This is a genomic window from Microbacterium paulum, assembly GCF_015707995.1.
Taxonomy (GTDB): domain Bacteria; phylum Actinomycetota; class Actinomycetes; order Actinomycetales; family Microbacteriaceae; genus Microbacterium; species Microbacterium paulum.
Genome location: NZ_JAAGRY010000087.1, coordinates 1 through 10,153 on the forward strand (window position 1 = coordinate 1; position 10,153 = coordinate 10,153).

A 10,153-nucleotide genomic window follows, 5' to 3' on the forward strand; every position below is an offset into this window, starting at 1 on the left:
ACCGCGCCGTCCCATCCCGCGACGACGGCGGTGGCGCCCTGAGCCTGTGCGGCCCGGGCGGCGACGGCGACGGAGGCGGGCAGCGGCCCGGCCTGCTCCTCGGCGAAGTCCGGCCGCCCGGCGAACACGAGGTGGCCGTCGATCGTTCCGGTGACACCACGTCCGGCGAGGCCCGCGAAGTCGGTCACCGTCGCGGCCGGGGCGGCGAGCGCGGCGAGGGCGCGGGCGACGGGGTGCTCAGAGGCGCGTTCGAGCGAGCCGACGAGGTGGCCGATCTCTGCGGCATCCACCCCACCGATCGGCGTGACGGAGGTGACCGTCATCTCGCCCGAGGTGACGGTGCCGGTCTTGTCGAGCACGACGGTGTCGATGCGCTCGGCCGATTCGAGCGCTTCGGGGCCCGTGATGAGCACGCCCAGCTGCGCGCCGCGGCCGGTGCCGACGAGGATCGCGATGGGGGTGGCGAGTCCCAGCGCGCAGGGGCACGCGATGATCAGCACGGCGACCGCGGCGGTGAACCCCGACGCGATGCTCTCGCCGCTGAACCCGCCCGCGACCATCCAGGCGACGAGCGTCACGACCGACAGCGCGATCACGATCGGCACGAACACCGCCGAGATGCGGTCGGCGAGCCGCTGCACCCGGCTCTTGCCGGCCTGGGCGTCTTCGACGAGGCGCGCGAGGTGCGCGAGGCGGGTGTCGTCGCCGACCGAGGTCGCCGTGACGATCAGGCGCCCGTCGGCGGCGAGGGTGCCGCCCGTGACGGCGCTGCCGGTGGATGCCTCGACGGGCGCCGACTCGCCGGTGATCATGCTCTCGTCGATCGAGGCGTGTCCTTCGGCGACGACGCCGTCGGTGGCGACTTTCTCGCCGGGCCGCACGACGAAGCGGTCGCCGACCTGCAGCCGCTCGATGCCGACGCGGGTGCCGTCTTCGAGCTCGACGTCTTTCGCGGCGAGCTGCATGAGCGCGCGCACCGACGCGCCCGCCCGGCGCTTGGAGCGCTGTTCGACGAAGCGTCCGAGCAGCAAGAAGACGGTGACGGCGGCGGCGACCTCGAAGTAGACGAGCGACGAGGGGTCGTGCACGGGGGCGAACAGCCCGCCGTCGTGACTCATGCCGATCTGCCCGGCGGTGCCGAACACGAGCGCCCAGACGCTCCAGAGATACGCGGCACCGGTGCCGAGGGTGATGAGCGTGTCCATCGTCATCGCGCCGTGGCGCGCGTTCGCGAAGGTCGCGCGGTGGAACGGCCACCCGCCCCACACGACGACCGGCGTCGCGAGTGCGAGCGAGACCCACTGCCAGCCGGGGAACTGCCACACCGGCACCATGCCGAGCACGACAACGGGCAGCGCCAGCACGGCGCTCGCGATCAGGCGGGTGCGCAGCGTCACACCGCCGGGGCGGTCGTCGGCGTCGTGCACGTGCGCCGGCGCGTCATGGTCGTGCTCGTCAGCCTCGGCCGGCCGCACCGCGCGGCGGACGGATGCCTCGTAGCCGGCCTCGCGCACCGCGGCGACGAGGTCGGCGGTGTCGAGCGCGGCCGGATAGTCGACGCGCGCCGACTCGGTGGCGAGGTTCACCGACGCCTCGACCCCGTCGAGCTTCTGCAGCCGCTTCTCGACGCGCGACACGCAGCTCGCGCAGGTCATGCCCTCGATGTCGAGCACGGCCTCGGCGCGCGGCGCGGCCGGGGCGGCGGGTGCCGGGGCGCTCATCGGCCGGCGACGAGGGTGTAGCCCGCTTCGTCGACGGCGGCGGCGATCGCGTCGGCCGGCTGGTCGCCGCTCGACCGGACAGTCACGGTTCCGGCGGTGACGTCGACGCGCACGCCCGTCACTCCCTCGATGCGCTCGACCTCACGCGTCACCGCGGCCGCGCAGTGCGCGCAGGTCATGCCCTCGACGGTGTAGGTCTGCTCGGTCATGGGGTTCTCCTCGGTCGCCGCCGACGCCCTCTGCGATCGGCTTCACGCTAAGGAACACGATACCCCCCTGGGGTATTCCCCGCACCGACACCGCACGGCGAGCGTCGGCGCCCTCGCGTACGCTGGGAGCATGGCCACGATCACCGAACGCGCCCTCGCGGCGACCATCGACCACGCGATCCTCAAGCCCGAGTTCACCCGGGCAGATGTCGACGCCGAACTCGACATCGCCGCCGAGTGGAAGGTGTTCAGCGTGTGCGTGCGCCCGAGCGACATTCCGCACGCCGTCCGGCGCCTCGAGGGCACGGGAGTCGCCGTCGGAACCGTGATCGGCTTTCCGCACGGCACCACCTCGACCGCCGCGAAGGTCGCCGAGGTGCGTCAGGCCCTCGCCGACGGTGCGAGCGAAGTCGACATGGTGATCAACATCGGATGGCTGCGCTCCGGCTTCGACGAGCAGGTCGTCGCCGACATCGCCGCGGTCGTCGACGCGGCATCCGGCCACATCACCAAGGTCATCCTCGAAACCGCACTCCTCGACGACGAGCAGATCGCGCGCGGCAGCCGCCTGACCGAACAGGGCGGGGCCGCCTTCGTGAAGACCTCGACGGGGTTCGCCGGCGGTGGCGCGACCGTGCCGCACGTCGAGCTCATGCGCGCCAATGTCGGCCCCGACGTGCAGGTGAAGGCCTCGGGCGGGGTGCGCAGCTACGCCGACGCCCTCGCCATGCTGGGCGCCGGCGCCACGCGCCTGGGCACGAGCGGCAGCGCCGTGATCCTCGGCGAGGCGCGGCGGGTGGATGCCGGTGAGCAGGCCATCGGCGCGGTCGACGCGACCTCGTACTGAGGCCGCGGTGCGGGATCAGGCGCGCAGCGCCTGACGCACCCGGGCGACGTCGTCGGTCATCTGCGCGATGAGCCGGTCGATGCCCTCGAAGGCGACCATGCCGCGGATGCGGTGGGTGAACTGCACCTGCACGCGGTGACCGTAGAGGTCGAGCGCGGTCTCGTCGAGCACGTACGCCTCGACCTGGCGCACCGGCACGTCGTCGAACGTGGGGTTCGTGCCGACCGAGATCGCGGCGGGGTAGCGCGTCACGGGCGCGCTGGTGTCGGATGCCTCGCTCTCGGGCCCGAGGTCGACGAGCCAGCCCGCGTAGACGCCGTCGCCGGGGATGAACCCGTCGGCGTCGGGCGCGAGGTTCGCGGTGGGAAAACCCAGTTCGCGCCCGCGCTTGAGCCCGTGCACGACCTCGCCGGCCATCGCGTGCGGGCGGCCGAGCAGGCGCGCGGCGCCTTCGACGTCGCCGACGGAGAGCAGATCGCGCACCCACGTCGACGAGACCCGCCGGCCGCCGCCCTGCACGTCGCCCACGACGTCGACCTCGAAGCCGAACTCGGCGCCGAGGGAGATGAGGAGCGCGGGGTCTCCCGCCCCCCCGCGGCCGAAGCGGAAGTCGTCGCCGACCATCACCGTCACGACGCCGAGGGCGTCGACGAGCACGTGCTCGACGAAGGCGCGGGGCTCGAGCCCGGCGAGCTCGGCGTCGAAGCGCAGCACGAGGGTCGCGTCGACCCCCGCCTCGGCGAGCAGCTCGAGCTTCTGCTCGACGCTCGAGAGCGGGTCGGGGCAGAGTTCGGGACGCAGCAAGCTGAGCGGATTGCGGTCGAAGGTGACGGCCACCACGCGCGCGTCCGCGTCGGTCGCGGTGACGCGGGCGCGGTCGATGACGGCGCGGTGCCCTGAGTGCACGCCGTCGAACTTGCCGATCACGACGACACTCGGACCGAAGCCCGCGGGCACCTCGCCGGGGGCGCGGAAGACGATCACCAGCTCGACCCTTCGTCGGCCGCTGCCAGCGGTTCGTAGACGGGGGCGCCGTGGCGGTGCGTGACGAGCCACCACATGCCGACGAAGGGCAGCACGAGCGGCACCCAGAAGTAGCCGTAGCCGTAGCCCGACCACACCGTCGCGTCGTGCGAGAACAGGTCGGGGTGGGTGAGGCTCAGGGTGCCGACGACGATCACTCCGACCAGTTCGAACGAGATGGCGATCCAGGCGATCGTGTACCATCCGGGGGCATCCGACTTCACGAGCGCCACGGTCGCGAGGATGTACACGACGGCCGCGGCGGCCGACAGGGCGTACGCGAGCGGCGCGTTCTGCCAGTCTTCGAGGATCTGCACGGCCGAGCGGCCGGTGGCGGCGAGCGCCATGATCGCGTAGACGACCACCAGCACCCGGCCGATGCCCGCCATGCGGGCGGGCGCAGAGGTGCCGAGAGAAGACATGACCTGTCCATGATAGGCGCCCCACCTGCACGGGGGCGCGCAGCTCAGAGCGCGGGAGTGGTCCAGATGACGTTCATGCGCCACACCATGATCGCGACCGAGAGGGCGGCGACGCCCATGATCACGGTGCTCCACCGACTGCGCTCGACGAGCGCCCAGAACACCGCGAACGGCGGGATGAGGAGCGCCCCGATCAGATACGCCCAGAACTCGATCAGGCTGCCCGCGGGCGGGGTGCCGGCGAGCGGGGCGACGATCGCGATCACGACCTGGACGATCAGCAGCACGAGGATGAGCGCCATGCCGCCCACCGTCACGTCGCCGGGCCTGCGGCCGGCGAGACCGGCGATCACCGCGGTGAGCCCCACGACCGTCGCGACGACGACCTGCACGATCGTGAACCAGCCGATCACGAGGCATCCTCGGCCACGTTCATGGCGCTCTTCAGGTCGCCGCCGCGCCGCTCGACGATGCCGACGAGCCGCCCGTCGGGATCGATGGCGGCGGGGGTCGGCGTGAGGGCGCCGTCCAGGCGCGCCGCCGCGCCCACGAGCCGCTTGCCGTGGCGCAGGTCGCGGGCTTCGTCGGCGGTGACCGGCAGCGCCCCGAGCACGGCAGCGGCGACATCAGCCGCCGAGCGCAACTGACCCACGGCGTGAGGAGTGATCTCGGTGACGGCGTCGGCGACGTCGAAGGCCCCGATGCGGGTGCGCCGAAGGGCGGTCAGGTGCCCGCCGACGCCGAGTTCCGCACCCAAATCGCGGGCGAGCGCGCGGATGTAGGTGCCGCTCGAGCAGTCGACGACGACGTCGAGATCGATCGCGCCGTCGACGGGGCACACCGCGAGCACCTCGAATCGGCTGACGGTCACGTCGCGTGCCTTCAGCTGCACCTCCTCGCCCGCCCGGGCGAGGTCGTAGGCGCGGCGCCCGCCGACCTTGATGGCCGACACCGTGCTCGGCACCTGCGAGATGGCACCGGTGAGATCCGCGACCGCCGCCGCGATGCGCCGGGGGGCGACCGCGCCGAGCGCGTCGGCGCCGGCGCGTGCGGTCTCGACCCCGTCGGCGTCGTCGGAGTCGGTCGAGACCCCGAGCCGGATGGTGGCCTCGTAGGTCTTGTCGAGCCCGACGATGTACGTGAGCAGGCGCGTCGCGGGGCCGACGCCGAGGATCAGCAGCCCCGTCGCCATCGGGTCGAGTGTGCCGGCGTGACCGATCTTGCGCGTGTTCAGCGCGCGGCGCGCGCGGGCCACCACGTCGTGGCTCGTGATGCCGCCGGGCTTGTCGACGAGGAGGATGCCACTCGGGGCGGCGGAGGTATCGGGCACCGTTCCAGCCTAAGCGGCCGGTCGTGCGGCCTCGACGTAGGCTGGGCACGTGCCCGACCTCGCGACCCCGCTGATCGCCTGGTACCGGGACAACGCACGCGGGTTGCCGTGGCGCGAGCCGGGGTTCGGCGCGTGGGGCGTGCTCGTGAGCGAGTTCATGCTGCAGCAGACTCCCGTCGCGCGCGTGATCCCGCTGCTCGAGGCCTGGCTGGAGCGCTGGCCGACGCCGTCCTCTCTCGCGGGTGACGCGCCCGCCGAGGCCGTGCGCGCGTGGGCGAACCTCGGCTATCCGCGCCGCGCCCTCTGGCTGCACCGCGCGGCGACCCAGATCCGAGACCTCCACGACGGCGTGGTGCCCCGCGACGTCGAGGCCCTCCTCGCACTGACGGGCATCGGCGACTACACGGCGCGCGCGGTCGCGGTCTTCGCCTACGGCGACCGTCACCCCGTCGTCGACACGAACACGCGTCGTGTGCTCGCGCGAGCCATCGACGGCCGCGCCCAACCCGGCCCACCGGCACGGCGCGACCTCGACGCGATGGCGGCGATCCTTCCCGAGGGCGAGCCCGAGGCCGCCATCGTCAACGCCGCCGCGATGGAACTCGGCGCGGTCGCCTGCACGGCGCGCGCCCCGCGCTGCGACGCCTGTCCGATCGCGCACATCTGCGCCTGGCGCGCCGCCGGCTACCCCGACACCGCCGACACGCGCCGCAAGCAGGCGCGCTACGAGGGCAGCGACCGGCAGGCGCGCGGCGCGATCCTGCGGGCCCTCCGCGAGTCGGCGGCGCACGAGCTGGCGATGGATGCCGTGGCATCCGATCTGTCCGACAGCGCCCAGCGCGACCGCGCGATCGACTCCCTCATCGCCGACGGGCTGATCGAGGCATCCGACGGCATGCTGCGACTGCCGCGCTAGGCGGAGAGCGCCGCCCGCGGCGCCGGGTCGGGTCCGAGCTCGCCCGAGACCGCGGCGGGGCGGAAGGCGCCGCACGCGACCATCACGGCGATCACCACGGCGCAGACCAGCCACATCGCGACGCCGATCGGACCGGCGAGCGTCGGCCGCGGCGCCTCAGCCGCAGCGAGGAACAGCGCGCCCATGCCGGCCGAGGCGTTGAACGCCCCGTGCGCGAGCACCGCGGGCCACACCGATCCGGTGTGCAGACGCGTCCAGCCGATGATGACGCCGATCAGCATCGACCCGACGACCATCATCGCGAGGCCGAGCGGGTTCGGTTCGCCGAAGTTGTAGCCGAGCAGGATCAGTGGGGCGTGCCAGAAGCCCCAGAGCGCGCCGCTCACCAGCAGCGCCGGCCACACCCCCAGGGGCCGGAGCGCGGGCAGCAGCCACCCGCGCCAGCCCACCTCTTCACCGAAGGCGAACGGGATGTTGAGGAGCGCGCCGATCGGGATCGCGACGAGCTGGAGCGTGACGATGAGCGCCGCGGGCGGCAGCTCGGTGCCGGCCGGGAGCGTCGTGCGGAGCATGTCCATGAAGCCCGAGAAGCCGAGGAGGTCGAACCGCGCGATCCCCGTGACGGCGCAGACGACCAGCGCCGCCGCGGGGAGAAGCGGCATGACGAAGATCATCGCGGCACTCCACCCGAGCGTCCGCCCGAGGGGGCGGAGCGGCCACATGCCGAGGCGGCGCAGCACCGCTCGGGCGCCGCGCGCGGCGTTCGACGAGGAGCGCGGGAATCGTCGCGAGGGCCGGCGTGAACATCATCGCGGCGGCGACCAGCGGCGTGAGGGGATCGGCGAGCCCCTGGCCGCCCAGCCACAGCGGCAGGGCGACGAGCCAAGAGAGCACGACGGAGGCGGCGGCGAAGACGCCGGCGGCGAGCCAGGGAACGCGTGTGCCAGAAGCTTCGGGGGTGGTCATGCCCGCCACTCTCGAAAAACGCGAAACCGCACGGATCCCCCGGTCGGGGGAATCCGTGCGGCGGAGGCGCAGGCTCAGGCCTGGTCGTCGTCCTCGTCGTCTGTGTCTGCGTCTTCACGGGGCTTGAGATACGGGTCGGCGTCGCCGGCGTAGCTCGCGCCCGAGGCGAGGCCCGCGACGGCGGCATCCCGCTCCTGCGCGGTGCGCAGCAGGTCGGCGATGTGGCCGGCCGTCTCGGGCAGCGCATCGGGAATGAACTCGATCGACGGGGTGAGCCGCACATTGAGGTGCTTGCCGACCTCGCTGCGCAGCATGCCGGTGGCGGCCTTCAGCGCAGCAGCCGAGTCTTCGCGCTCCTGGTCGCTGCCGTACACGGTGTAGAACACCGACGCGTGCTGCAGGTCACCGGTCACGCGCACCTCGGTGATCGTGACGAAGCCGAGTCGCGGATCGCGCAGCCCCTTCTCGAGGCGCTCCGCGAGGATGACGCGGATCCGGTCTCCGAGCCGAGCCTGACGTTCGTTTGCCATGAGTGTCTCCTTGGAACGAACGCGGGATGCCGGTGTCACCGGCATCCCGCGTTGTGATTCGATCAGCCGCGAGGCTTCTCGACCATCTCGGTCGTCTCGATCTCGTCGCCGACCTGGATGTCGTTGTACTTGCCGAGGCCGATACCGGCTTCGAAGTCGGTACGCACCTCGGTGACGTCGTCCTTGAAGCGGCGCAGCGACTCGATGGCCAGGCCGTCGCCCAGCACCACACCGTCGCGGATGACGCGCGCCTTGGCGTTGCGCGTGATCGTGCCCGAGCGGACGATGACACCGGCGATGTTGCCGAACTTCGAGGAGCGGAACACCTCGCGGATCTCGGCGACACCCGACTGGACCTCTTCGTACTCCGGCTTCAGCAGGCCCTTCAGCGACTGCTCGACGTCGTCGATCGCGTTGTAGATGACCGAGTAGAACCGGACGTCCACACCCTCGCGGGCGGCGCGCTCGCGCGCCTTCGTGTCGGGGCGCACGTTGAAGCCGATCACGATCGCGTTGTCGATCGTGGCCAGGTTGATGTCGGACTCGGTGATCGCACCGACACCGCGGTGGATGATGCGCAGCTGCACCGAGTCGTCGACCTCGATCTTGAGCAGCGACTCTTCGAGGGCCTCGACGGCACCCGAGACGTCACCCTTGATGATGAGGTTGAGCGACTCGACCTTGCCCTCTTCGAGAGCGCGGGTGAAGTCTTCGAGCGAGATGCGCTTGCGGGCCTTGGCCAGCTGGGCGTTGCGCTCGGCGGCCTCGCGCTTCTCGGCGATCTGACGGGCCAGGCGGTCTTCTTCGGTGACGATGAAGGTGTCGCCGGCGCGCGGGACCGAGTTGAGTCCCTGCACCTGCACGGGGCGCGAAGGCCACGCCTCTTCGACGGCGTCGCCGTTCTCGTCGACCATCGCGCGCACGCGGCCGTAGGCCGTGCCGGCGACGATCGCGTCGCCGACGCGCAGGGTTCCCGACTGGATGAGCACCGTGGCCACCGAGCCGCGGCCCTTGTCGAGCTTGGCCTCGATCGCGACACCGCGCGCCGCCTTGTTGGGGTTGGCCGTGAGGTCGAGCCCCGCGTCAGCGGTGAGCAGCACGGCGTCGAGCAGCGCCTGGATGTTGAGGTTCTCGCGCGCCGACACGTCGACGAACATGACGTCTCCGCCGTACTCCTCGGCGACGAGGCCGTATTCGGTGAGCTGCTGGCGCACCTTGGCCGGGTTGGCGTCGGGCTTGTCGACCTTGTTCACCGCGACCACGATCGGCACGTTCGCCGCCTGGGCGTGGTTCAGGGCCTCGACCGTCTGCGGCATGATGCCGTCGTCGGCGGCGACCACCAGGATCGCGATGTCGGTCACCTGCGCACCGCGGGCACGCATGGCGGTGAACGCCTCGTGACCCGGGGTGTCGATGAAGGTGATCGCACGCTCGATGCCGTCGTGCTCAGTCCACACCTGGTAGGCACCGATGTGCTGGGTGATGCCGCCGGCCTCACCCGCGACGACGTTGGTCTGACGGATCGCGTCGAGCAGTCGCGTCTTACCGTGGTCGACGTGGCCCATGACGGTGACCACGGGCGGACGGATCTCGAGGTCGTCCTCGCTCTCCGCCTCGAGCTCGGCCTCGAGGTCGAGACCGAAGCCCTCGAGGAGCTCTTTGTCCTCGTCTTCGGGCGAGACCATCTGGATCTTGTAGCCGAGCTCAGCGCCGAGCACCTCGAACGTCGCCTCGTCGAGCGATTCGGTGGCCGTGGCCATCTCGCCGAGGTTGAAGAGGATCGTCACGAGCGTGCCGGGCTGCACGGTGTAGCCGCGGATCGCCTCGAGCTTGTCGGCGAAGTCGGCGATCGACGCCCCGCGGCGCAGGCGAATGATCTCGCCGTTGCCCTTCGAGACGTTGACGCCGCCGACGACCGGGGCATCCCGCATCTCGAATTCCTGGCGCTTCGCCCGACGCGACTTGCGCTGCTTCGACTTGCCGCCGCCCTTGCCGAAGGCACCCGCGGTGCCACCGCCGGGACCACGGCCACGGCCACCGCCGCCACCGGGACGACCGGCGAAACCGCCGGGCGCTCCACCGGGAGCACCACCGGGGCGCTGGAAACCGCCGGCACCGCCGGGACGGCCAGGGCCGCCGGGACGCTGCTGGAACGGCGCGCCGGGACGGCCGGCACCACCGGGACGACC

11 protein-coding genes are annotated in these 10,153 nt (G+C 72.0%); 2 read left to right on the plus strand and 9 right to left on the minus strand.

Annotation, left to right across the window (positions count from 1 at the left end; all coding sequences use genetic code 11):
- Together G3N18_RS14745 and G3N18_RS14750 are read right to left on the minus strand one after the other, a co-directional pair.
- Positions 1 to 1,721 (minus strand): heavy metal translocating P-type ATPase (locus G3N18_RS14745; RefSeq protein WP_196385026.1); only part of this gene is annotated, 1,721 nt, incomplete at its 3' end.
- On the minus strand, positions 1,718 to 1,930 hold the full coding sequence (locus G3N18_RS14750; protein WP_196385027.1) for a heavy-metal-associated domain-containing protein: 213 nt from the start codon (positions 1,928 to 1,930) through the stop codon (positions 1,718 to 1,720). The genes G3N18_RS14745 and G3N18_RS14750, both read right to left, overlap by 4 nt.
- A gap of 130 nt (positions 1,931 to 2,060) precedes the next feature.
- Between G3N18_RS14750 and deoC the strand changes: the two genes are divergently transcribed.
- Positions 2,061 to 2,777 carry a deoxyribose-phosphate aldolase gene (deoC, locus tag G3N18_RS14755; protein ID WP_196385028.1) on the plus strand — a complete coding sequence of 239 codons (717 nt, stop codon included), beginning with the start codon at positions 2,061 to 2,063 and terminating at the stop codon, positions 2,775 to 2,777.
- Between the two features lie 15 nt (positions 2,778 to 2,792).
- Here deoC and G3N18_RS14760 read toward each other — a convergent pair whose 3' ends face one another.
- The 4 genes from G3N18_RS14760 to truB are packed head-to-tail and all read right to left on the minus strand — an operon-like array spanning position 2,793 to position 5,552.
- Entirely contained in the window at positions 2,793 to 3,761 is a 969-nt protein-coding gene (locus G3N18_RS14760) for a bifunctional riboflavin kinase/FAD synthetase (RefSeq protein ID WP_196385029.1), read from the minus strand.
- Entirely contained in the window at positions 3,758 to 4,222 is a 465-nt protein-coding gene (locus G3N18_RS14765; protein WP_230404219.1) for a hypothetical protein, read from the minus strand. Before G3N18_RS14765 ends, G3N18_RS14760 begins: the two co-directional genes overlap by 4 nt.
- A gap of 44 nt (positions 4,223 to 4,266) precedes the next feature.
- On the minus strand, positions 4,267 to 4,635 hold the full coding sequence (locus G3N18_RS14770) for a hypothetical protein (RefSeq protein ID WP_196385030.1): 369 nt from the start codon (positions 4,633 to 4,635) through the stop codon (positions 4,267 to 4,269).
- On the minus strand, positions 4,632 to 5,552 hold the full coding sequence (gene truB, locus G3N18_RS14775; protein WP_196385031.1) for a tRNA pseudouridine(55) synthase TruB: 921 nt from the start codon (positions 5,550 to 5,552) through the stop codon (positions 4,632 to 4,634). Before truB ends, G3N18_RS14770 begins: the two co-directional genes overlap by 4 nt.
- Before the next feature lie 49 nt (positions 5,553 to 5,601).
- On the opposite strand from truB, the gene G3N18_RS14780 reads away from it, so the two are divergent.
- Complete coding sequence (locus G3N18_RS14780) at positions 5,602 to 6,468, plus strand: HhH-GPD family protein (RefSeq protein ID WP_338038638.1); 867 nt, start codon at positions 5,602 to 5,604, stop codon at positions 6,466 to 6,468.
- Here G3N18_RS14780 and G3N18_RS14785 read toward each other — a convergent pair.
- The 3 genes from G3N18_RS14785 to infB form a co-directional block, all read right to left on the minus strand.
- Positions 6,465 to 7,130 (minus strand): CPBP family intramembrane glutamic endopeptidase, encoded by a 666-nt coding sequence (locus G3N18_RS14785; protein WP_230404220.1) that lies wholly within the window; start codon positions 7,128 to 7,130, stop codon positions 6,465 to 6,467. The genes G3N18_RS14780 and G3N18_RS14785 overlap by 4 nt on opposite strands.
- Before the next feature lie 378 nt (positions 7,131 to 7,508).
- Positions 7,509 to 7,964: a 30S ribosome-binding factor RbfA gene (rbfA, locus tag G3N18_RS14790; RefSeq protein ID WP_196385032.1), complete on the minus strand. Its 456-nt coding sequence runs from the start codon at positions 7,962 to 7,964 to the stop codon at positions 7,509 to 7,511.
- 62 nt (positions 7,965 to 8,026) lie between these two features.
- Positions 8,027 to 10,153 (minus strand): translation initiation factor IF-2 (gene infB / locus G3N18_RS14795; protein ID WP_196385033.1); only part of this gene is annotated, 2,127 nt, incomplete at its 5' end.

What these genes read in the sequence shown, in the direction of transcription:
- deoC (WP_196385028.1), top strand. Translation starts at nt 2,061, where the DNA reads ATGGCCACGATCACCGAACGCGCCCTCGCGGCGACCATCGACCACGCG.
- G3N18_RS14785 (WP_230404220.1), bottom strand. Translation starts at nt 7,130, where the DNA reads ATGCCGCTTCTCCCCGCGGCGGCGCTGGTCGTCTGCGCCGTCACGGGG.
- G3N18_RS14765 (WP_230404219.1), bottom strand. Translation starts at nt 4,222, where the DNA reads ATGTCTTCTCTCGGCACCTCTGCGCCCGCCCGCATGGCGGGCATCGGC.
- rbfA (WP_196385032.1), bottom strand. Translation starts at nt 7,964, where the DNA reads ATGGCAAACGAACGTCAGGCTCGGCTCGGAGACCGGATCCGCGTCATC.
- G3N18_RS14750 (WP_196385027.1), bottom strand. Translation starts at nt 1,930, where the DNA reads ATGACCGAGCAGACCTACACCGTCGAGGGCATGACCTGCGCGCACTGC.